Below are 22,848 nucleotides of genomic sequence, written 5' to 3'. Positions count from 1 at the left end.
CGGCCCTGGTGGCTGCCGCCATTCGCGATCTGAAGATCGCTCCCACAGGGAGGGGCGGCCCCACCAGCGCTGGCAATAACCTTGTGGGAGCGCAGCTTGCTGCGCGAAAGCGGAGGGCACTAACCTTGGTGTGGCCGCCGGCCCTGGTGGCTGCCGCCATTCGCGATCTGAAGATCGCTCCCACAGGGAGGGGCGCCCCCACCGGCGCTGGCAATAACCTTGTGGGAGCGCAGCTTGCTGCGCGAAGGCGGAGGCCGCTGGTCTTGCTGTGGTCGCCAGCCCTGGTAGCTGCCGCCATTCGCGATCTGAAGATCGCTCCCACAGGGGGCGGCCCCACCGGCGCTGGCAATGTCCTTGTGGGAGCGCAGCTTGCTGCGCGAAGGCGGAGGCCGCTGACCTTGGCGTGGTCGCCGGCCCTGGTAGCTGCCGCCATTCGCGATCTGAAGATCACCCCCACAAGAAGTGCGTTTCCACAACAGGCTCTTTTCCACAATCAAGCTGGCCCGCCAATTGGCGGGCCAGCTTTCATTTACTGTGCTGCGTCAGGAAACGCTACCGGGTCAGGTCACGCCGTCTCGAGGCGCTTGGCCAGCACCGGGGCGAGCTTCTCGTTCATCGACTTGAAGGCGCGGTCGGTAGCATCCCAGTCAATGCATGCGTCGGTGATGGAGACGCCGTACTGCAGCTGGCTCAGATCCGCTGGCACCTTTTGGCTGCCCCACCCGATGTGAGACTCGACCATGAGGCCGATGATTGAGCGGTTGCCTTCGAGAATCTGGTTGGTGACGTTCTCCAACACCAGCGGCTGCAGGGCCGCGTCCTTGTTGGAGTTGGCGTGGGAACAGTCGATCATGATGTTAGGTTTGATCCCGGCCTTTTTCAGCTCCCGCTCGGCCAGGGCCACGCTGACGCTGTCATAGTTGGGCTTGCCGTTGCCGCCGCGCAGCACCACATGGCCGTAGGCGTTGCCGCGGGTGCGGATGATCGCTACCCGGCCGGCAGAGTCGATGCCCAGGAAATTGTGGGGGTGCGCTACCGACTGCAGCGCATTGACCGCCACTTCCAGACTGCCGTCGGTGCCGTTCTTGAAGCCGACCGGGCAGGAGAGGCCAGACGACATCTCGCGGTGCGTCTGGGACTCGGTGGTACGGGCACCAATGGCCGACCAGCTGATGCAGTCCTGCATGTATTGGGGCGAGATCGGATCGAGGGCCTCGGTGGCCAGCGGCAGGCCCATCTCGGCCAGCTCCACCAGCAAGCGACGAGCGATGTGCAGGCCTTCTTCGATCTCGAAGGAGCCGTTGAGGTGCGGGTCGTTGATCAGGCCCTTCCAGCCCACGGTGGTGCGCGGCTTCTCGAAGTAGACCCGCATCACGATGTAGAGACTATCCTTCACCTCATCGGCCAGGCGGCGCAGGCGGCGGGCATAGTCGAGGGCGGCGTCCACGTCGTGGATGGAGCAAGGGCCCACCACCATCAGCAGGCGGGGATCGTCACCGTCGAGAATGCGCTGAATGGTCTCGCGCCCTTCGATGACGGTGCGCTCGGCGGCCTCGGTGAGGGGGATCTCCTGCTTCAGGGCCTCGGGAGTAATGAGAACGTCCTGGGAGAGAACGTTGAGGTTGCTGACCTGCTGATCTGTCATGCGGGTACCTGTATGTCGTGTCTTCGCTGATGCCCAGAGGGCATGTGATAATTTTCCTCCTACTATACACCGGAGGGGCCACATGAGATCAATCGCGGAACCTCGGCTTGCCAGAGTGGTCTCACCGCGGGTTGTTCAGGCTATCTTGTTTACCGATGTTCCGATCCGCTACGTCGGGTTGATCGATGGCCAGGAAAAGGGAACACTTGTACAACTTTGGCTACGGCCTCCGGACACTTCGCCGCCCTCAAGGGCTCCAGGTTGACGCCATGTACGCAATTTCCAACATGACCGCCGCTCCCCGATCGCACTCGGCACGCTGTCCTCTTCCGTCGGGGAGGCTGTGAATGAGTGCCAGGGAGACAGACCAGCAGCTCGTCGAGCGCGCCCAACAGGGTGATAACCGCGCCTTCGATCTGCTGGTGAAGAAGTACCAGCACAAGATCATCGGGCTTATCGGGCGCTACGTTCACGACCACTCCGAGGTTCAGGACGTGGCCCAGGAGGCGTTCATCAAGGCCTATCGGGCGCTGGGCAAGTTCCGCGCCGAAAGCGCGTTCTATACCTGGATGTACCGCATCGCCATCAACACGGCCAAGAATCATCTGGTCTCGAGAGGGCGCCGTCCCCCGGGCAGCGATCTGGATATCGCCGATGCCGAGATTGTTGACCACAGTGGACGCCTGGCGGATTCCGAAACGCCGGAGTCCGCCATGGCCCGCGACCAGCTCGAGGCCGCGGTGTTCGAGGCCATCGATAATTTGCCCGACGACCTGCGAACGGCGATCACCCTGCGTGAGCTCGAAGGGCTCTCCTATGAGGACATCGCCCACATCATGCATTGCCCGGTGGGCACGGTGCGCTCGCGGATCTTCCGCGCCCGTGAGGCCGTGGACCAGCACATCCAGCCGCTGGTCACCACGTCCCGCAACCGCGAGACGGTAGAGGAGTAGCCGCCCAGCGAGGCGGGTTGCACACTTTTTGTCGATTGGCTGAACTGTCCGTAGCCTTTGACGTCATAAGCAGTGTTCGATCCGCCATGTGGCGGAGATAGCGTCGACATTCCCGGGCACAACCGGGAATGTCGATTCCAGGCTGAAATGTGGGAGCAGGGCAGAGCGCCTTGCCAAAGTAGGGGGTGTTGAGAATGAGTCAGAACGCACGGGAATCGCTTTCTGCCCTGATGGACAACGAGGGTGACGAGCTCGAGCTTCGCCGGCTACTCAAAAGGCTAGACGCCTCTCCCGACTCCGCAGAGGCTTGGCGTCGCTACCATCTCATGCGCAGCCTCATGCGCCGGGAACCCGACGTCGATGTCTCTACCGACCTTTCTGCCGGCATCATGGCCCGCCTGGAATATGAAGAGCTTCCGCAGATGGAGACGGCGCCTCCGGCTGCACGTCGCTCTATGCCCTTCGCGCGTAGCGCCGGCATTGCAGCTGCCGTATCGCTGATGGTGATTACCGGGGTGCAGTTCTACTCGGGTGGCACCCCGGGAGGTAGCCCCAACGGTGCGGAGCCGGGCGTAGTCGCCGGTGCCAATTCTCCCCAGTCGGCTCCTGCCAGCCTGGCCGCTAGTGATAACACTCTCTCCCGCCCTTCGTTGGTTGATCTGCCGCTGTTCCAACTCCCGCAGAGCAGTCGCCAGGGTGGTCAGGGTCTGATGACCGTGGGCGCCGGCGGCGAGTCTGCCCCCATGTTCATGGCCCCGGGTCAGAGTCAGTCGTTGCTTGCCGACGAGGAGCAGGCACGCCTGCTGCAATCCTATCTGGATCGCCACGCCGAGGGCGCAGCCTTCCGCAGCGGTGATACCTGGTTGCCGCTGCTGCGCGCCTCCGGCGCCGACAATCTCGGTCAGCGCTGAGCGTAGAGAGGTCATGATGACGGCGTCACGTCTGCGCCTTCTCGCCGCGAGCTGCCTGGGTGGCCTGCTAATCAGCAGCGGTCTCATGGCAGACTCAACCGAGCCAGGTGAGGAACGCTTTGACTGCCAAACCTTGTCCCAGGATGCCGCGCCCACCACTGCCCAGCAGTGGTTCGAGCGCAGCCTGTGGGCCGGTCACTGTTATCAATACAACGCCCATGCCGTACGCATCAGCTACGACGGCGTGCGTACCCTTAGGCTGACTCACGATATTCGTGACGGCATCGAGCGGGGCGTTGCCAGCTATCTCGACGGACCCCCCATCGTATTTGAACGTCGCGGTCGTATCGGCCGCCTGGGCGTGGCAGGGGGAGGCGGAGAGGCTCCGCCTTCGCCTGCCGGCATTGCCGAACGTGCCGGCGCTCACTACCGTCTGCAGCTCGGCGGTGAGGAGCGCATCGCCAATCGTCGCGCCCAGCGCCTGGACATTGTCCCTCTGGACAGCTTTCGCTTCGGCCATCGTCTTTGGCTGGATCGGACCACTGGCCTGACGCTCAAACAGTCGCTGCTGGACGAGACAGGCCGGCCTCTGGAAACCTTCCAGCTCACCACCCTGGAGCAGCCCCGTCTGCATCAGGGAGAGATACGCCTCGACCGCCAGCGCGAAGTGCCGACGGATCGCTGGCAGCTTGGTTGGTTGCCTGAGGGCTTTACCCCGCAGCCGGCGGATACCCGCAGTGCCCGCCATGGTGAAGGGGTGAGTCACCGCCTTTACAGCGACGGACTCGCTACCCTCAGTCTGTTCGTGGCACCCATCGACGATGTGGAGCTGCTGGCGCCGGGGCTTCATCGTCTGGGTGTTTCCAACGCCGCGGTGCGCCACCGCAATCTGGGCGGTCAGCCGCGCCAGTTGGTCGTGATGGGGGAACTGCCGCCCCGGGTGTTGCTCCGGGTCGCTGATAGTCTGCTCTGGGAGACGCCGTGATGCCGGCCTTGTAACCGTCATGTATCGCCCTGATCTGCCCCTTTACCGCTATACCGAGAATCATCGCCATCCCTAACTCGATATCCGTTGTTCCGACCCATCGCAGGAGCCTTGCATGAAACGCATGATCCGTCCTCTCTCCCAGTGGATGCTGCTGGCAGTGACCCTGCTGGCCTGGCAGTCGGTTACGGCCCAGGAACTGCCTGATTTCACCGTGCTGGTGGAAGAAGCCGCCCCGGGCGTTGTCAATATCTCCACCACCCGAACGATGAGTCGCGACAGCTCCGTCCAAAACTTTGGCGGCCAGGAGCTCCCCGAGATTTTTCGTCACTTCTTCGGTGACCGCTTCCCGGCACCTCCCGGCGGGCAGGCGCCAGGACGGCCTCGGGAGCGCCAATCGCTGGGCTCCGGGTTTATCATCAGTGAGGATGGCTATCTCCTGACCAACGCCCACGTGGTCGATGGTGCCGATGAGATTCTGGTGCGTCTCAGCGATCGCCGAGAGCTCCAGGCCGAACTGGTGGGCAGCGATGCGCGTACCGACGTGGCGCTGCTCAAGGTCGATGCCGAGGACCTTTCCCCGCTCAAGCTGGGGGATTCCGATTCCCTCAAGGTGGGCGAGTGGGTGGCCGCCATCGGCTCGCCCTTCGGCTTCGACCACTCGGTCACGGCCGGCATCATCAGCGCCATCGACCGCACCCTGCCGCGTGACGCCTACGTGCCCTTCATCCAGACCGACGTGGCCATCAATCCGGGCAATTCCGGCGGGCCGCTGTTCAACCTGGATGGTCGCGTAATCGGCATCAACTCCCAGATCTTTACTCGCAGCGGCGGCTTCATGGGCCTCTCGTTTGCCATCCCCATCAATGTGGCCATGGATGTGGCCGACCAGCTGCGTGACGACGGCCAGGTGCGTCGCGGCTGGCTGGGCGTGATGATCCAGCCAGTCTCCCGGGATTTGGCCGAATCCTTCGGCATGGACGGTCCCAGCGGTGCGCTGATCGCCGATCTCGACCCCAGCGGGCCGGCGGCGCGCGACGGGCTGCAGGCGGGCGATGTCATCCTCGAAGTGGATGGAAGCCGCGTGCACGACTCCAGTACCTTGCCGCGCCTGATCGGCGGCATCGCCCCGGGCAGCGAGGTAGAACTCAAGCTGATGCGTGATGGCGAGCGCCGCGAGCTCAGCATCACCCTGGGTGACTGGCCTGAAGTCGAGCCCGCCACCGCCAGCCGCCCTCAGGAGAACCGTCAGGCACGCCTTGGCATCTCGGTGGGTGAACTGGAGCCCGCCGAACGCGAATCGCTTGGCATCGACGGCGGCGTGCGGGTGCGCGAGGTCGACCCGAACGGCGTCGCCGCCGCGGCCGGCATTCGCCCCGGCGACATCCTGGTCAGCATCGATCATCAGGCCGTTAACGATCCCGACCAGCTGATCGAGATGGTCGGTGATCTGCCTGTCGACCGCGCCGTGCCGGTGCGCCTCTACCGCGACGGCCGCTCGATGTTCGTCGCCCTGCGGCTAAACCCCGAATAACGGCTTCACTTAGATTGGCCGCTGCCACCAGCAAAAAAGCCGGGCCCCGTTCAGGGGCCCGGCTTTTTTTCGATCGATCGACTCGATACCCAAAGCATTGATGCCCGTTACCACGAACAGGTGCGCCTGCTGGTTGCTCTGCTGCCTTTTCTGAACGACGAGCTGTGCTTTGCGCTTGCTGAATTAAAGCGGCCTGGACGCAGTGTCTTAGAGGGCTTTCTGGTCAAACTGCTTAGCCACCCAATGCCAATGAGCGAGGCCATCAACCCGAGGATGAAGCCGCTGAAGGCGCTACAGGCTGCTGGAACGGCTGGCCCAGCTGTTCACCGATGACGATGCTCGCTTTCTACTTTCGTTCAAGCAGGGCACGCCCGACTGGTCGCTTTTCCCTATAGGGGGAATCGACCAGATGCCGGCTGGGATGTGGAAGCTTACCAATATCAAGAGAATGGAACCCATGAAACATGGACCAGCAATGGAGGCGCTTGATGAGGCACTCAGAGAGCTCCGTAGATAAGACGGCGCTGCATCGTGACTGGACAGCATGCTAATCCATGAACTAATGTGGATTAGTAAATATTAAAAGACTGCTGTCGACCCAAAGCTGACATATGGGCAGATCCGGCTGGCAAGTCGGTCTGTGTTATGCAGAATGCGCGGTGATTGGTTTTATCTGGCTGAGCTATACATTAGCCTAATGTGTCGACATTTAAGTATTTCAGGAGGTCTGCAATCGCGCGGCATAGTAATCTTTAACGCGCGTAGTCGCTCAAGAAATCAAACGAAAAGGCCATATGAAACCTGTCGATACCAAAGGAAAATAAGGAAAATATATCGTGAAAATAAGGAAGTTGTCGGTCAATGGTTTTAGATGCTTGTTGGATTTCCATGTCGATTTTGAAGATGATCTCACCATCATAGTAGGAGAGAATGATGCAGGAAAATCTTCACTTATCGAATGCTTGAAAGTAATAACTCAAGGAAGGTCGGTCGAGTTAGATGATTTCAACCATGATCTTAATTCAATTGAAATATGCGTTGAGACAGAAGATTTTGCATTTAGAAAATATTACCAGAGAAATGACGATCTAATTGAGCAGAATAACCTTGTCGCCGTACCCACGCCGGATTATGTTTCAAGGGTAACAGGTTGGCTTAAATCTGAAGAGCTAGATACTTCTCTTGAAGAAAATCGAGATATTATTAAAAGCATATCGCGAACTCTTGGTATTGCAGTTAGGTCGAATTCGAATGTTGAGAATTTAAAGGCGTCTGTTTTAGATAGGCTTAACGGAGAAGATGTAGAGATTGAGGGCGCTTCTTTCCCTTCGTTTAACAATATACAACTTGACGGCAGGCATTTTGAGAATGTGTCGGGATTTTTCAAAGAGGTTTTTCTCAAAGGTAAGCAAACTGAAATATGGGATGAAAAAATAAGTGAAGATAAGACAATCGAGGAATTTGTCAAAGAAACGATAAATAATTATTCTCAAAGTATCGAGCGCAGCATTGCCGATACTGGTATTCTTGGAAGGATGCAGATGTTTTTGACGGATTTAACTGAAGTCAAGATTGAGCCAGTTTATCAAAAAAGAGATCTAAATATTGATGCAAAAGTAAAGTTTTTGGAAAACGGCAAGGAGGTCTCTATAGACAAGAAAGGCGATGGCACAAAGAGAAGGATAACGATGGCTCTCTTGGAATATAAAAAAGAGCAATCTCTTCTAGAGCATGACACCTCAACGATATATTTGCTTGATGAGCCAGATACCCACCTTCACGTTAAAGCCCAAATTGAGTTTTTAGATACTGTTAAAGGTTTTTCCCAAAATGGAAGCCAAGTAATACTCACGACACATTCTCCTTTCATAATAAATGCCGTTAATCCAAAGCAGCTTAGGTTATTAGAAAATAATGATAATCGAAGCAAAGTTAGATATTTGCGACAGGAAGTTGACGTTTCTGATCGAGTGCTTCGGTCGCTAGGAGTTGAGAATACATATTTATTCTTTTCTCGACATATAGTTATTGTAGAGGGAGAGACAGAAGAACGATTTTTACCATCATATTTTCTCAAGAGGTTCAACGCTACTCTTTCATCTTCTCTTGTAAAAGTAATGAATTGCAAGGGTATTACGAATATACCGGGGTTTGCTAGAGCAATTCTTGAACTACATAATCCACATAATATTCATCTGCTTTACGACAATGACGCATCTCCAGAGCTTTCAGAGTTGATTGATCGGCTAGATGTTCCTGACCAGAGAAAGTATGTGGTCGGTGAAAAAGAATTTGAAGATGCCTTCAGCGATGATGCGCTTCACTCGGGTTGGAGTCAATACTTAGCGGGGACAGGAAGGGAAGTTCCACCGGGTTGGAATGTCGAGGCGATTTCCAGTCTCCGCGCCAACTGCCAAGAAAATGGTGGAAAATTTTCGAAGGAAATTAGAAGCCTCAATCAAGGTGGAAAAAAAATGAGTAAGCCCATGTTGGGTAATGCCCTTGCCGAATATCTAGAAGATGAGCAGTTGCCCAAAAGGTTGCTCGACCTTGTTCTAGCTGTGAGGCAGGTGTAAAAAGTTGCTTTAAGCAGAAAATAACGTGCTGTGCTCGCAATTTACCGGTGAGTAAGGCGTTAGCCAGAAGGAAGGAAATTTGGTCACAGGATTAAAGTTACAGAAAGCCTTCAGCAACCAGTCCTTCGGTGCTCGAGGGGAAGTGGCGCTTTTCAGAGCCTTTATTCGCGCGTTTAGTGTGTTTGGAACGGAGGCGTTGGCAAAGGAATATCATGGAAACCGTTATCAGGTGACTTTTCAGCAGGCTCGCGGGGCTGGACGCCCGAACCCCCGCTGTGAGCTATGCGATGTCCTAATAATCCATTACCCGGCAGGCAATCCGAGTGCTGCGCGTATGACGTTCAACCAAGTGAAGGTTGCCTCAAAGCCGTTATGCTGTCATAAAAGCGTTCAGTCGGGAAAGCCGTATAGCTTTCGTGCCAACCTAGAACAATGGGATCTCCTCTGTAATCGGCCGCTTATAAGTCCAGCTACGAGTTCTTTCCAGCCACCATCAGACCTCCTTTCAAGCGCCATCCTTCCCTCAGTTGGGACATTTGGGGTTTTCTACCCGGTTGGGCCCGGCTTCGATTTTGCGTATTTTGTTGCTGACGGACTCAGTGCATTGAATAATAGCGCCGGGAGAGCGGGAACGCTTCAGTGGGTGAGCCCGTTGAACCAGCTTCGCCAAGTTGCTGGTCATACCGAGGTAACGGGAACTTGCTGTCTGCAGATGTTTGAGGATGCACTGCAGTTAGGTTACGTTGGTACGCCTATTGCCCAGCTCATAATAAAATCCACTAGGTCGTCTGAGCTACGTACATGGCTGGCGGGAGTTCTCATTTCTCTCCGGCGCGAATATTTCGATTCTCAGCTCCCAGATGAGCTATTGCAGGGCCTTGAGCTGGAACGGACCGCTGACGAGGATGCCGGCTCCCTTTATGAAGGAGAACCGGCTCCCATAAGGGCCGTTATTCTCGTTAGAACTGAAGATCCCCCTGGAGAGAGAATGGGCTAACAAGGCCAAGTATAGCTACAGCTTCCCGTTGCGGCTTCGCCTCTATTCCAAAGCTGCACGTGTTGGCAGCCTATGGTAAAACATGAGTCCAGTTGTAGCACCTCAAGGCATAACGACATGCAAGATTTTGACAGCAAGTTAGAAGCCGAGCTCTTTGCGCACCTTTCCGCAGAGCGTGGCTATCCCGAGCAATCACTTATTCGCAACCTGAGTGTGCCTGCAGGTCGCGGGCGGCGATATGAGCCCGACCTAGTGGTAGTCGACCCTGAACGTGGAGATCCTCTTGCTATTGTCGAGGTGAAAGGTCGTTTTGTTCTCGGCGGACATTCTTCGCCTGAAGATCAGGTTCGTCAGGCGAGGTATGCCATGGGCAAGCCTGGCTTGCCTGGTTACGTCGTATACGGCAATGGGGCCGAGAGACGAATAGTTTCTGTATCTTCGGGCGCTGACGGTGAGGATGCGGAGCTTTCAGAGTTTCCTTCGTTCAGTTCGCTTCTCTTGCAAGCTCGCTCAAGCGACCTGATTGCGCAACAGAAGGAGAAAAAAGATGCTGCTGAAAGTCGGCGTCGTACAGTAGACCGATTTCGGGTTGCTTGCTGGTTACTTGCTATCATCGTGCTTGCCTTCTTCATAGCAGATGTTAAGGACTGGCTTTCCCTTAGCTCCCAGCAAATAGGTCTATTAGGGGCATTCTCAGCTCTTATTCTAATACCTGACATTACTAAACTTAAGCTGCCTGGAGTGGAGTTTGAGCGGTATGCGACGAATAAACGGGCTCATAAAGAAAAATAAGCCCTAACCCTGCCATCGAGCTGTCCACGTAACTGCGGACGCTCATGCCTGCCGTTATGTAAAGTTCGTCTGTACGTCCGCTCCTGGCCGAAACCAGCCCTGTCTGCCAAGTACTTGGCAGGCAGGGCTAGCAATAATTATTCTTGTGTCCTCACCAGCCAACCATCAACGTGGTCTCGGCAACGTACTCATTCTTCCACGCCTTCAGAGTCTTCTGGTTCCCGCCGCGGGTCTCGACGACCTCGCCAGTGTTCGGGTTCTTGTAGATCTTCAGCTTGCGCTTGGCGCGGCCTGTAGCCGTGGTGCCGGCAGCCTTGGCAGTAGTCAGCTGTGGGTCCATCAGATTGATGACGCCGCGGCGAGCCTTATGCGAGCGCGAATCTCGTCGCCGGAGTGGCAGGTTCCGGTTCCGCAGCTGGGGCTGGCCACACCGGAATACGACTTCCATTTTGCCAGCCGGGCCTTCAGCGAGGCGCTCTGTCAGGCTCTGGCAATGGAGCCAGACGACTATCTCCCGGCACTGGATGCCAACGGGGCGCACCTGGAGGAAGAGCGGCAGGCCTACAAGCCCTGGCTATTCGTCGACACCGGCTTCAAACGTGCGGATCGCCCGGGAACAGCGATCTTCATCTTGGCCATGATTGAATCGAAACGCCGACTCCGGCTGCCCCCGGATACTTTTCGGTTGCCCTGGGAGCAGCAACTGCAGCGTGCCCAACAGCGGGTGCATCAGCACATGGCCGATACCGGGGGCGAGTTGAAGATCTGGGGACGCGTCCAGCGCTACCTGTTTCGTTACGCGGAGGACCAGAAGCTCGAGCTCTCGACGCGCGGCGAGGTGGTGGGGGACCCCTGGTGCGCTGGTTGGGTAGTCTAATGGATAGGGACCTTATCACTGTGAGCCTGTTCGCGTCGGTGATAACCTAAGTCCACAGAGTGACTCCACAAGGCAACAAATGGACTTAGCGACATAGGATGTCGGACCTGCCAGCCAACGTCTCCGGCACAACCTCTTTCGCTTCCTAGTTTTTGAGTCGGTTCAGGAGGCTGGTATGCAGGCGCAGGGAACGCAAGCCCGTTACGCCCCCGGGGCACGTGTGGTGGTGCGCGATTGCGAATGGATCGTCCGTCGGGCGGATCCGAGTGACGATGGCGGCTACATCCTCACCGTGGACGGCCTCTCGGAGCTGGTAAGCGGCAAGAGCGCCCGTTTCCTCACTCGGCTTGAGGAAGAGGCCGACGCCATTCGCGTATTAGACCCCGCCGAAACCCGCTTCGAGCAGGACCTGACCCCCGGCTTCGAGAAGAGCCGCCTGTTCATCGAGACCCAGCTGCGTCAGATCACCCCGGCGGATGAAAAGATCCACCTGGGCCACAAGGCGGCCATGGACCCGGTGCTCTACCAGCTGGACCCGGCACTGCAGGCGCTCAAGCAGAACCGTCAGCGCATCCTGATTGCCGATGCCGTGGGCCTGGGCAAGACCCTGGAAGCCGGCATCCTGATGACCGAGCTGATGCGCCGGGGCAGGGGCAAGCGCATTCTGGTGCTCACCCTCAAGAGCATGATGACCCAGTTCCAGAAGGAGATGTGGAACCGCTTCACCATCCCGCTCACCCGGCTGGATTCCGCCGGCCTGCAGCGGGTGCGCAACAACATCCCGGGCAACCACAACCCCTTCTACTACTACGACAAGTCGATCATCTCCATCGACACCCTCAAGCAGGACAACGAGTACCGCCGCCACCTGGAGCAGGCCTACTGGGACATCATCGTGATCGATGAAGCCCACAACGTGGCCGAGCGGGGCTCAAGCTCCCAGCGGGCCAAGCTGGCACAGCTGCTGGCGGGCCGCTCGGATACGCTGATCATGCTCTCCGCCACGCCCCATGACGGCAAGGCCCGCAGCTTCGCCAGCCTGATGAACATGCTCGACCCCACCGCGATCTCCGACCCTGAGGATTACGCCAGGGAAGACTTCCGCGACAAGGGCCTGGTGATCCGCCGCTTCAAGAAGGACATCCGCGACCAGGTACAGCAGGAGTTCAAGGAGCGGGTGGTGAAAGACCTCTACCTGAACGCTTCGCTGGAAGAAGAGGCCGCCTACCAGGCCCTGCTGGATGTGCCCTTTACCTACCGCGGCGAGCACTCGCCGGAGCGCAACGGCCAGCTGGTGCGCATCGGCCTGCAGAAGTCTCTCTTCAGCTCCCCGGCGGCGGCCCGGGTATCGGTAGAGCAGCGCATCAAGAAGCTGAGCCACAAGGCCGAGACCAGCGACGACGAACACCATGAGATCCAGGCGCTGCACTCCCTGCTGCTGGCCCTGCGCAATGTAGATGCCGCCCACTTCCGTAAATACCAGGAGCTGCTGACGCTACTGAAAAGCAGCGACTTCGGCTGGAAGAAGACCAATACCGAAGACCGCCTGGTCATCTTCAGTGAGCGCATCGAAACCCTCAACTGGCTAGAAGGCCAGCTGATGGGCGACCTGAAGCTGAAGGAAGACGCCGGACAGATCCTGCACGGCGGCATGAGCGACATCGAGCAGCAGGAGATCGTCGAAGCTTTCGGCAAACCGGAAAGCAAGCTGCGTGTGCTGCTGTGCTCCGATGTGGCCAGCGAAGGCATCAACCTGCATTACCTGTCGCACCGGCTGGTGCACTTCGATCTTCCCTGGTCGCTGATGGTGTTCCAGCAGCGCAACGGCCGGGTCGACCGTTACGGCCAGACCGAAGAGCCGATCATCACCTACCTGATCAACCGCAGCGACAATCCCACGGTGAAGGGCGACCAGCGCATCCTGGAAATCCTGAAAGAGAAAGACGAACAGGCCTACAAGAACATCGGCGACTCCGCCACCTTCATGAAGGTGCACGATGCCGAAGCCGAGGCCGCCCTGACCGCCGACGCCATGGCCACCGGCACCAACGCCGAAGCGTTCGATGCGAAATACCAGCCCGACGACAGCAACGAGGGCGACGACCTGCTGGCCTTGTTTTTGAAACCGCCAGCCCTCAACCCCGAGACGGCCGTCTCGTCAAGCCAGGGGCTGAGCAAGGAAGAGGAGGGCGAGCCGCCCACGGTGGAGCGCTATAGCCTGTTCGAGAGCGACTACGACTTCGCCCGCCAGGCACTGGAAGCCATCAACCGCGAACGCAAGCAGGTGAGCTTTACCGCCAACAACGAGCGGCAAACCCTCACCCTGACGCCGCCGGATGATCTGGAGTATCGCTTCCGCTTCCTGCCGTCGGAAATCAGCCCGGAAAACGGCAGCCTGGTGCTCACCGCCGACAAGGCCCGCTTCGAAGACGAAATCCGCCGCAGCCGCCAGGACGAAAACGCCTGGCCCAAGCTTCACTACCTCTGGCCCCAGCACCCCGCCATCCAGTGGCTGGAAGACAAGCTGCTGGCCCAGGTGGCTCGCCACAGCGCCCCAGTGCTGGCGCTGCCGGACATGCCCCAGGTCAACGCCGCCCTGCAACCGGGCGAAGCCGTGTTTCTGGTCAGTGGGCTGATCCCCAACCGAAAGGCGCACCCGGTGGTCTGGCAATGGTTCGCCATCCGCTGCCAGGACAACCGGGTGACCGACGTTCAGAACGCCGAGGCTTGGCTCAAGCAGCTGCAGCTGGGCAGCAAGCTGCCCAACCGCGCCCAGCCGCTGGCGATCAGCGCCCTCGAAGCCCTGCGCCAACCGGTGATCGATTCAGCCCAGCGGCAGATGGCGCAGCACCAGGCCGACTTTACCGCCGCCACCCGGCCGGAGCTGGACAGGCAGCTGGCCGAGCTCAAGGCCCTCCAGCAGCGGCAGGTCAACCAGCTGGAACTGCAGCTCGATCGCTCCTCCCAGGCCGAACACTTCAAGGCCAGCCGCCGGGAAGAGCGGCTGGTCCGTATCGAAAAGGTCTTCGATGACTACCGCGCCTGGGTGCAGGACACCCTCACCATCGAGCCGGTCCCGTTCATCCAGATCATCGCCGTGTTCACCCGGGAAGACGACTGACAGGCCCGGTCAGGGCAAAGGAGCAGAACCAGATGGCCGTTCAGGACACCGCCGCCACCTTCATCGGGCTAACCAACGACAACGAATTCTTCAGCGCCCACTACCTGGCGGAAGTCTTCCAGGGCGATTTCGCCGACACCATCAAGGAATGGGATGCCCTTGAAGAGCAAACGAAAGCGGAGCAGGCGAAAGCAGAACAGGCAAAAGAAAAGGGGAGTGACTACATCACCCCCCACCGCGCCCTGCGCAACCTCAACCAGAGCTACTTCGCCCTGCGCCACAGGCTCAAGAGCGAGCGCAGCGCCGCCGAGCGCATCCGCCTGCAGCGGGAGTTCTTCAAGGACCTCACCGCGGTGCTGGGCATCCCCTATCAGCCAGAAAACCGCGAGGTCGCCCCCAACACCGAGCTGCCCGTGCTCACCGCGCTGGGCGACCAGCTCTGGGTGTTAGGCGCCCTGGATGCCAACAACGAAGGGGAAGATCCGCTCTCCCTGGAGCTGCACAGCAACCAGTTCTTCGGCCCCGGCCCGCACCACGACAAGCTGAAGAACACCAGCTGGTACAGCATCCTCAACGACGCCGTGTTCCGGCAGTCGACGCCTTGCAACGAGAATCCGCCGCGCTGGGTCCTCTTGTTGAGCGACCGCCAGGGCATCCTGATTGACCGCTACAAGTGGTCCCAGAACCGCATGCTGCGCTTCGACTGGGAAGAGATCCTCGGCCGCCGCGACGACAAGACCCTCAAGGCCACCGCCGTGCTGCTGCACCGGGAAAGCCTGGCCCCCAGCGAGGGGCAGTGTCGGCTGGACAGCCTGGATGAAAACAGCCACAAGCATGCCTTCGCCGTCTCCGACGACCTGAAATACGCCCTGCGCCAGGCGATCGAGCTGCTGGGCAACGAGGCCGCTGAACAGCTCATCGAGCAGGCCCGCGAGCGCAAGGAAGGCATCTACAGCGGCCACAACGCCCTGGATGCCGACCAGCTCTCCAAGGAATGCCTGCGCACCATGTACCGCATTCTGTTCCTGTTCTACATCGAGGCCCGGCCGGAACTCGGCTACCTGCCCAGCAATGACGAAACCTGGCGCCAGGGCTACAGCCTGGATAGCCTGCGCGATCTGGAAAGCGTGCGCCTGACCACCGAAGAGAGCCGCCGCGGCCACTACTTTCACCACAGCCTGCAGCGTATGTTCGGCCTGATCTATCACGGCAACCAGGCCAGCCGCCAGGGCGACCAGCTGCACGCAAGCACCGCCAACGCCTTCACCCTGCAGGGTCTGGACAGCCACCTGTTCGACCCGGCCAAGACCCCGCTGCTCAACCGCGTCACCTTCAGCAATGACACCCTGCAGCAGGTGATCCAGAGCATGTCGCTCACCCGCCCCAGCACCTCTGGGCGCGGAGGAAAGAAGCGCCGGGGTCGCGTCAGCTACACCCAGCTCGGCATCAACCAGCTCGGCGCCGTGTATGAAGCCCTGCTCAGCTACCGCGGCTTCTTCGCCACCGAAGACCTCTATGAGGTCGCCCCCAAGGGCCAGAACATCAACCCGGACGAACTCGATACCGGCTACTTTGTTACCCAACGCCAGCTGGACGAGTTCGACGAGAAAGAGCGCGTCTACGACAAGATCGACGGCAAGCTCAGCCTGCGCCTGCACCCCAAAGGCAAGTTCATCTACCGCATGGCGGGGCGTGACCGGGAGAAATCCGCCAGCTACTACACCCCGGAGGTGCTCACCAAGAGCCTGGTGAAGTACACCCTCAAGGAGCGCCTGAACGACGAGGTCAGCGCAGATGAGATCCTGACGCTGACGGTGTGCGAGCCCGCCATGGGCAGCGCGGCGTTCTTGAACGAGGCCGTCAACCAGCTCGCCGAAGCCTACCTGACCCGCAAGCAGCAGGAGCAGGCCGAGCGCATCCCCCATGAGGATTACCAACGCGAACTCCAGCGGGTAAAGATGCACATGGCCGACCACAACGTCTATGGCGTCGACCTCAACCCCATCGCCGTGGAGCTGGCCGAGGTCTCGCTGTGGCTCAACGCCTTGAGCGGCGGCCACAACGTGCCCTGGTTCGGCTACCAGCTGTTCACCGGCAACAGCCTGATCGGCGCCCGCCGCGAGGTCTATCCGGTGCGGGCGCTCAAGAAACAAGCCAAGGAGGGCTACTGGTTCAACCAGGCCCCGCGCCGCTTGCCAGCGGAGACACTGCTGAGCCACCCCGCAGGCGCCCAGTCCGGGCGAGGGGAGGGCGCTAGCGCGGGTCGTCGTCCCAACGAGATCTACCACTTCCTGCTCCCCGACCCCGGCATGGTCGGCTACAGCGACAAGGTCGCCAAGCAGCTGCGGCCAGACGCCTTCAGGAAGATCAAGGACTGGAAAAAAGCCTTCTGCGCCCCGCTGGACGACAGCGAAATCAAGACCCTGCAGCTGCTCAGCGACGCCGTCGACCGCCTGTGGCGCGAACACACCCAGATGCTCGCCCAGGACCGCAAGCGCACCACCGACAGCTACGGACTCTGGGGCCAGCAGGGCGGGGACGAATACCACACCAGCACCCGCGAAAAGGACGACATACGCACCGGCGGCATCTTCAACACCAACGCCCGCATCGCCTCACCCTATCGCCGCCTGAAGCTGGCCATGGACTACTGGTGCGCCCTCTGGTTCTGGCCGCTGGATAACGTCGACCAGCTGCCGGACCGTCAGAAGTGGCTGTTTGACCTCAACACCATCCTCAACAGCGCCGGCACCTTCGATTTCGCCCCCGAGCAGGAGAGCCTGCTGGGCGGTGGCGACCCGGCGGAAGACGGCGCTGGCGAGGAACTCTTCGCCAAGCCCGTGGAAGACCTCTTCGCCGCCGATGAGCCTCAGCAAACCTTGCGCGCTGAAACCCAGGCCGCCCGGGACGTCAGCAACCAGCGCGGCGAACTCAACCTGGAAAAGCTGTTCAAGAACCCGTTCTTCAACACCCTGGCCATCGCCCACCAGCTCGGCCAAGAGTTCCGCTTCTTCCACTGGGAGCTGGCCTTCGCCGATATCTTCGCCCACCGCGGCGGCTTCGATATCACCCTGGGCAACCCGCCCTGGCGCAAGGTGGAGTGGCAGGAGGGCGGCGTACTGGGTGACCACAACCCCCGCTTTGTGCTCCACAAGCTCAGCGCCAAGCAGCTCACCAATCAGCGTGAGGAAGCCTTCGAACGCAGCCCCGAGCTGGAAAACGCATGGTTTAGCGAATTGGCCGAAGCAGAAGGCTCGCAGGCCTTTCTCAACGCCACCCAGAACTACCCGCAGCTCAAGGGGGTGCAGACCAATCTCTACAAGTGCTTTCTGCCCCGGGCCTGGGCCAATATAAACGGACAGGGGGTGAGTGGTTTCCTTCATCCGGAAGGGGTTTACGACGATCCCAAGGGTGGAGTCTTTCGGCGTGGGGTTTACCCACGACTTCGTTTCCACGCACAGTTTGAAAACGAGATACAACTGTTTCCCATTGGAGGGACGCGCCGGTACGGCATCAACGTCTATGGTAAGGAAAATTCCGAGCCATATTTCTTGAGCCTTTCAAACGTCTTTCACCCCAAAACGATCGATATCAGCTTCGATCATGATGGGACAGGTGCTGTACCGGGCATCAAGCATGAATATGTCGATGAGAGAGGAAGCGTAAAGTCAGAGTGGAATACCCGCGGCCACCGTGACCGTATTATCGAAATCGGCCAGCATGAACTGGCCCTATTCGCCCAGCTTTACAACGAAGCCGGCACCGATGCCTTGGAAGCCCGTCTCCCGGCATTGCACGCTCGCCCGCTCATTGGGGTGCTGGAAAAACTTGCCGCCCAGCCCCGGCGGTTGGGGGACCTGAAAGGGCAGTCCCTGTCACTGGAAATGTGGCATGAAACCAACGCCCAGAAGGATGGCACCATCAGGCGGGAAACCCACTTCCCTGAAGGCCCCGAGCAGTGGATACTCTCCGGCCCCCATTTTTACGTCGGTAGCCCGCTTTACAAGACCCCCCGTTCTATCTGCACCGAGAAGGGCCACTACGACACCCTCGACCTGCAGACCCTGCCGGATGACTACTTGCCGCGCACCAATTATGTGCCCGCCTGCGACCCCGCCACCTACCGCGCCCGCACCCCGCGTGTGACCTGGGTGGAGGAGGGTGAGCATCTGGAAAAGTTGGTGACGGAGTATTACCGGCTGTTTTGCCGTAGGCAACTAAGTCAATCAGGAGAGCGCACTCTGTTGGCTATGGTCGCCCCAAAAGGAGCGGCTCATATTCATCCCGTGATCTCCACCACTTTCAAAGATCAGAAATTAATGCTGGACTTTACTTCAGCATGTGCATCCCTTGTGTATGATTTTTGGATAAAAACGACAGGTAAAGGGGATTTGTATGAATCAGCTCTACGGCTAATGCCCCTGGTTTCTGATAACAAAATTCGCTATAGAGGGCTGGTCCTTTATTGCCTTACAAACCACTACACCGACCTCTGGCAATCCAACTGGCAAGAGGCCTTCCGCCAGCAGCAATGGGCTGCTGCCGATCATGTCCCCGAAACCGCCTTGCCCCGGGACTTCTTCACCAACCTCACTCCCGAATGGCAGCGCCACAACGCCCTGCGTAGCGACTACGCCCGCCGCCAGGCCCTGGTGGAGATCGACGTCCTCGTCGCCCAGGCCCTGGGCCTCACCCTGGAAGAGCTGCTCACCATCTACCGCGTGCAGTTCCCGGTGATGCGCCAGTATGAAGCCGACACCTGGTACGACCAGAACGGCCGCATCGTCTTCACCCCCAGCAAGGGCCTTGTCGGCGTCGGCCTACCCCGCAAGGCCAAGCCCGCCGAACTTAACGAAGGTACCCACTACTCCATCGATTCCCCAGAGCGCACCGACTCTTCACGAAATTACGGCATCGCCCTTGGCTGGGAAGACATCAAGGACATGCAGGAAGGCGTCGTGCGCAAGACTTTCGAAGACGACACCCTCCCCGACGGCCCCTGGGAAACCACCGTGGAGTACAAGGCCCCGTTCTTCCGCCCGGATCGGGAGGAGGATTATCGGGTGGCGTGGGAGGTGTTCGTCGGTGAAAGTGATAGCGTCAGGGAAGAAACGATCCAAGAGTCTAGATCATAAGGAACATAGCTATGAGCGATAGTGATGCGGAATTTCGTTCAGGGGAATCGGGCAACAAAGGTTTCTTCTCCAGGCTCGCCAGCGGTGATTTTGGGCTGGCAAAGACCTATTGGCTGTATGGCCTAGTGATCAGTCTGGCCATCAATATGGCCTTGAAGGTCGTCACCTCACTGGGTGTTCTGGCGGTTGCCATTGTGGCGGTCACCCTGTACCAGATGGTGGTATTGTTGGGGATCTGGCGAGCCGCGAGCAGGTATCAAGGCTGGAAGGTATGGGCGATCTTGGCCAAGATCGCTACTGTACTCGGTTGGCTTAGTGTATTGGCGAGTATGGGTGTGTTCATACAACTACTGAGCTACATGTAAAAGGGTGGGTGACCGGTTCAGTTGTCAGAAATGACTCGCCTCGAGCAACGAATATGCCTCCCGTCCAGGCGGTTAGCCAGCCTGACAGATGGCGCGAAAGTTTTTGAAAGTGAAAAAGAATTTGGCATGGAGCCAAATACATGGCCGCAAGAGCCACAAAACGGACGGTGACATGATGTCGCCAATCAACGCAAGGAAATGAAGGGAAATGAAAATGAAAATGCTCAAGTTGACCGCTGCTATCGCTACAGTATCACTGATGACAGGCTGTGCTTCTATCGTCGGTGACAAGGAGCAGACGGTGACGATCAACAGCAGCCCCAGCAACGCGAATGTGATGATCACAGATGAGCGCAGCATGGAAGTGCACTCCAGCACCACACCCACCACCGTGCAACTGCGCAAGTCGGACGGCAGCTACTTCGGCGGAAAGACCTACACCGTCGAGCTTTCCAAGGATGGTTACGAAAGCCGTACCATGATGATCAGCTCCAGCCCCAACGGCTGGTACATCGGCGGCAACCTGCTCTTCGGCGGCCTCATTGGCTGGCTGATTGTCGACCCGCTGACCGGCGCCATGTACAACCTGTCACCGGATTCCATCAATGCATCTCTGGGTGAGAGCGTTGCTACCGCAGATGATGGTAACTCCGAAATCACATTGGTACTTGTCGAGGACGTACCCGCGCACATGCTCGACAAGATGCAGTACCTCGGCAAGATCTGATCTTGCGCCGGCACCGCCTTCGGGCGGTGCCATGCCATAGGGGAGCATATCAATGGATACTTCAGCTTTTTTTGCATTTGGTGTGTGGTCATTATTTTTTATTCTTCTTTATTTTTATTGGGGAGAGGTTTTTAGTTCGAAGAAGTCTTCAAGAGGTAAGTCTGAAGTCAGGCAATATATGAAAGATTCTGATTCTTCGTTAACTCAGGACTCGGGGAAGCCTAAGTCAGCATCCAAGCAAGCACCGGCACCTAAACCTGCTCCAGCCTCTACGCCGTCCCCAGCAACTAAGCCTGCTCCGGCCTCTGCGCCTACTCCGGCAGCTAAGCCGGCTCCGGCCTCTGTGTCGTCTCCGGCAACTAAGTCTGCCCCGGCCTCTGCGCCTTCACCGGCAGTTAAGCCTGCTCCAGCCTCTGCGCCGTCTCCCGCAGCAAAGGCTCCTCCGGTTTCTGCGCCGTCTTCGGCACCTAAATCTGCTCCGGTCTCTGCGGCATTTCCGAAACTTAATTTATCTTCGGGAAAACAAAAAGAAAAATTAAGTGCTGGCTCAATTTTGTTTTTTGATGTTGAGACAACCGGGCTGAGTGCGAAGTCGGATCGGATAGTTCAAATTGCTTGGTCTCTTACAGATTTTGATGGTAAACCTTTAGAAAGTCAGAGTCATATCATATATCCTGATGGCTTCAGAATACCAATTCATGCGGCAAAGATTCATGGGATTACTACAGAAATAGCACGGAGCAAGGGCGTTGATATTGTTCGTGTGCTTTCTAAGTTTGAAGAGGCAACTAAGAAATCAAAGCTTGCTGTAGCTCATAATTTTGATTTTGATGATAATTTTGTTAGAGAGGAGTTTAAGAGGATAGGTAAGGGGCATCCTTTGTTAGGTGTAGAATCATTTTGCACTATGCGTTCATCTACATCGTACTGCAAGTTGCCTTTTAAAGGAAGAGGGAGAGGGTATAAGTGGCCAAAGTTGGAAGAGCTGCACATGCATCTTTTTTCAATTCCGATGATGAATGCGCATGATGCGATGGCTGATGTTGATGCATGTAAAAAATGCTACCATGAGCTTAAAAGAAGAGGTGTTTTTAAGTAAAAATTTATGTCAATAATTGTTTGCAATGTGAGTCGAAAGTCCTCAGGGAGGCTGATTTGAAATTACGAAGTATTTTGTTAGGTAATTCATGTCCGGTAGAGTTCGGCTCACTGAGGATTCACTTAGTATCTCCAGATATGATGCGCTCTTGGTCCTTCGGCGAAGTGAAGAAGCCGGAGACCATCAACTACCGGACCTTCAAGCCGGAGCGCGACGGCCTGTTCTGCGCCAAGATCTTTGGCCCGGTGAAGGACTTCGAATGCCTGTGCGGCAAGTACAAGCGGATGAAGCATCGCGGCATCATCTGCGAGAAATGCGGCGTGGAGGTTACCAAGGCAGCCGTGCGGCGCGAGCGCATGGGCCATATCGATCTGGCAGCGCCAGTTTCCCACATCTGGTTTTTGAAGTTGTTTCCTTCACGTATGGGTATGTTTCTGGACATGACCCTGCGCGATATCGAGCGGGTGCTCTATTTCGAGAGCTTCGTGGTGATCGACCCGGGCATGACGACCCTCGAGCGCGGCCAGCTGCTCAACGACGAGCAGTATTTCGAGGCCCTCGAGGAGTTTGGTGACGACTTTGATGCCCGCATGGGTGCCGAAGGGGTCCAGGCGCTGCTGAAGGACATCGACCTGGCCGAGGAGATCGATCGCCTGCGCGAGGAGATTCCCCAGACCAACTCCGAGACCAAGATCAAGAAGCTCTCCAAGCGGCTCAAACTGCTGGAGGCCTTCTACAACTCCGGCAACGATCCCGCGTGGATGGTCATGGAGGTGCTGCCGGTGCTGCCGCCGGACCTGCGCCCGCTGGTACCACTTGACGGCGGCCGCTTTGCGACTTCTGATGTCAATGATCTATATCGCAGAGTTATAAATAGAAATCTTCGCACTAAAAGATTGATTGAGCTAAATGCGCCGGATATAACCGTGCGCAATGAGAAACGCATGCTGCAAGAGGCAGTGGACGCCTTGCTGGATAACGGTCTTCGTGGTCGCGCGATCACCGGCTCCAACAAGCGCCCGCTGAAGTCCCTGGCCGATATGATCAAGGGCAAACAGGGTCGTTTTCGCCAGAACCTGCTGGGCAAGCGCGTCGACTACTCGGGCCGTTCGGTGATCACCGTGGGTCCGA

14 protein-coding genes and 1 pseudogene are annotated in these 22,848 nt (G+C 58.0%); 13 read left to right on the top strand and 2 right to left on the bottom strand.

Going from position 1 to position 22,848, the window contains the following annotated elements; genetic code table 11:
* Nucleotides 1-565 precede the first annotated feature (565 nt).
* Complete coding sequence (locus ACFODV_RS01135; protein WP_379753366.1) at nt 566-1,645, bottom strand: 3-deoxy-7-phosphoheptulonate synthase; 1,080 nt, start codon at nt 1,643-1,645, stop codon at nt 566-568.
* Nucleotides 1,646-1,992: 347 nt separating this feature from the next.
* Between ACFODV_RS01135 and rpoE the strand changes: the two genes are divergently transcribed.
* The 6 genes from rpoE (at nt 1,993) to ACFODV_RS01105 (ending at nt 10,393) form a co-directional block, all read left to right on the top strand.
* Nucleotides 1,993-2,598, top strand: coding sequence for an RNA polymerase sigma factor RpoE (gene rpoE / locus ACFODV_RS01130; protein WP_379753363.1), 606 nt, complete (start codon nt 1,993-1,995; stop codon nt 2,596-2,598).
* Nucleotides 2,599-2,792: 194 nt separating this feature from the next.
* Entirely contained in the window at nt 2,793-3,509 is a 717-nt protein-coding gene (locus ACFODV_RS01125) for a sigma-E factor negative regulatory protein (protein ID WP_379753360.1), read from the top strand.
* Between the two features lie 85 nt (nt 3,510-3,594).
* Nucleotides 3,595-4,494: a MucB/RseB C-terminal domain-containing protein gene (locus tag ACFODV_RS01120; protein WP_379753357.1), complete on the top strand. Its 900-nt coding sequence runs from the start codon at nt 3,595-3,597 to the stop codon at nt 4,492-4,494.
* A 115-nt stretch (nt 4,495-4,609) separates the two neighbouring features.
* Entirely contained in the window at nt 4,610-6,028 is a 1,419-nt protein-coding gene (locus ACFODV_RS01115) for a DegQ family serine endoprotease (RefSeq protein ID WP_379753354.1), read from the top strand.
* An 836-nt stretch (nt 6,029-6,864) separates the two neighbouring features.
* Entirely contained in the window at nt 6,865-8,604 is a 1,740-nt protein-coding gene (locus ACFODV_RS01110) for an ATP-dependent nuclease (protein ID WP_379753351.1), read from the top strand.
* 1,114 nt (nt 8,605-9,718) lie between these two features.
* On the top strand, nt 9,719-10,393 hold the full coding sequence (locus ACFODV_RS01105) for a hypothetical protein (RefSeq protein WP_379753348.1): 675 nt from the start codon (nt 9,719-9,721) through the stop codon (nt 10,391-10,393).
* Nucleotides 10,394-10,544: 151 nt separating this feature from the next.
* On the opposite strand, the gene ACFODV_RS01100 is transcribed toward ACFODV_RS01105, so the two are convergent.
* Nucleotides 10,545-10,733 carry a hypothetical protein gene (locus tag ACFODV_RS01100; protein WP_379753345.1) on the bottom strand — a complete coding sequence of 63 codons (189 nt, stop codon included), beginning with the start codon at nt 10,731-10,733 and terminating at the stop codon, nt 10,545-10,547.
* 27 nt (nt 10,734-10,760) lie between these two features.
* Here ACFODV_RS01100 and ACFODV_RS01095 point away from each other — a divergent pair, with 27 nt between their 5' ends.
* From ACFODV_RS01095 to ACFODV_RS01065, 7 genes and pseudogenes are all read left to right on the top strand, one after another.
* Nucleotides 10,761-11,270 carry a hypothetical protein gene (locus ACFODV_RS01095; RefSeq protein ID WP_379753342.1) on the top strand — a complete coding sequence of 170 codons (510 nt, stop codon included), beginning with the start codon at nt 10,761-10,763 and terminating at the stop codon, nt 11,268-11,270.
* Between the two features lie 175 nt (nt 11,271-11,445).
* A complete protein-coding gene (locus ACFODV_RS01090) occupies nt 11,446-14,391 on the top strand; it encodes a DEAD/DEAH box helicase (protein WP_379753339.1) in 2,946 nt (981 codons plus the stop codon).
* A gap of 32 nt (nt 14,392-14,423) precedes the next feature.
* Nucleotides 14,424-19,526 carry an Eco57I restriction-modification methylase domain-containing protein gene (locus tag ACFODV_RS01085; protein WP_379753336.1) on the top strand — a complete coding sequence of 1,701 codons (5,103 nt, stop codon included), beginning with the start codon at nt 14,424-14,426 and terminating at the stop codon, nt 19,524-19,526.
* A gap of 11 nt (nt 19,527-19,537) precedes the next feature.
* Nucleotides 19,538-19,891, top strand: a complete 354-nt coding sequence (locus ACFODV_RS01080) for a hypothetical protein (RefSeq protein ID WP_379753333.1) — start codon at nt 19,538-19,540, stop codon at nt 19,889-19,891.
* Nucleotides 19,892-20,105: 214 nt separating this feature from the next.
* Nucleotides 20,106-20,618 (top strand): hypothetical protein, encoded by a 513-nt coding sequence (locus ACFODV_RS01075; RefSeq protein WP_379753330.1) that lies wholly within the window; start codon nt 20,106-20,108, stop codon nt 20,616-20,618.
* Between the two features lie 52 nt (nt 20,619-20,670).
* Nucleotides 20,671-21,717, top strand: a complete 1,047-nt coding sequence (locus tag ACFODV_RS01070) for a 3'-5' exonuclease (protein WP_379753328.1) — start codon at nt 20,671-20,673, stop codon at nt 21,715-21,717.
* 56 nt (nt 21,718-21,773) lie between these two features.
* A pseudogene (locus tag ACFODV_RS01065) lies at nt 21,774-22,848 on the top strand (DNA-directed RNA polymerase subunit beta'); the annotation flags it as partial.

The organism is Halomonas tibetensis (genome assembly GCF_042643535.1).
Lineage (GTDB): Bacteria > Pseudomonadota > Gammaproteobacteria > Pseudomonadales > Halomonadaceae > Halomonas > Halomonas tibetensis.
Note: the sequence above shows the minus strand (reverse complement) of the source record. Positions and strands in the feature narration are given on the sequence as shown.

Excerpts from the sequence above, each read along its gene's own strand:
- ACFODV_RS01135 (WP_379753366.1), bottom strand. The coding sequence starts at position 1,645 with ATGACAGATCAGCAGGTCAGCAACCTCAACGTTCTCTCCCAGGACGTT.
- rpoE (WP_379753363.1), top strand. The coding sequence starts at position 1,993 with ATGAGTGCCAGGGAGACAGACCAGCAGCTCGTCGAGCGCGCCCAACAG.
- ACFODV_RS01125 (WP_379753360.1), top strand. The coding sequence starts at position 2,793 with ATGAGTCAGAACGCACGGGAATCGCTTTCTGCCCTGATGGACAACGAG.
- ACFODV_RS01120 (WP_379753357.1), top strand. The coding sequence starts at position 3,595 with ATGGCAGACTCAACCGAGCCAGGTGAGGAACGCTTTGACTGCCAAACC.
- ACFODV_RS01115 (WP_379753354.1), top strand. The coding sequence starts at position 4,610 with ATGAAACGCATGATCCGTCCTCTCTCCCAGTGGATGCTGCTGGCAGTG.
- ACFODV_RS01105 (WP_379753348.1), top strand. The coding sequence starts at position 9,719 with ATGCAAGATTTTGACAGCAAGTTAGAAGCCGAGCTCTTTGCGCACCTT.
- ACFODV_RS01100 (WP_379753345.1), bottom strand. The coding sequence starts at position 10,733 with ATGGACCCACAGCTGACTACTGCCAAGGCTGCCGGCACCACGGCTACA.
- ACFODV_RS01095 (WP_379753342.1), top strand. The coding sequence starts at position 10,761 with ATGCGAGCGCGAATCTCGTCGCCGGAGTGGCAGGTTCCGGTTCCGCAG.
- ACFODV_RS01090 (WP_379753339.1), top strand. The coding sequence starts at position 11,446 with ATGCAGGCGCAGGGAACGCAAGCCCGTTACGCCCCCGGGGCACGTGTG.
- ACFODV_RS01085 (WP_379753336.1), top strand. The coding sequence starts at position 14,424 with ATGGCCGTTCAGGACACCGCCGCCACCTTCATCGGGCTAACCAACGAC.
- ACFODV_RS01080 (WP_379753333.1), top strand. The coding sequence starts at position 19,538 with ATGAGCGATAGTGATGCGGAATTTCGTTCAGGGGAATCGGGCAACAAA.
- ACFODV_RS01075 (WP_379753330.1), top strand. The coding sequence starts at position 20,106 with ATGAAAATGCTCAAGTTGACCGCTGCTATCGCTACAGTATCACTGATG.
- ACFODV_RS01070 (WP_379753328.1), top strand. The coding sequence starts at position 20,671 with ATGGATACTTCAGCTTTTTTTGCATTTGGTGTGTGGTCATTATTTTTT.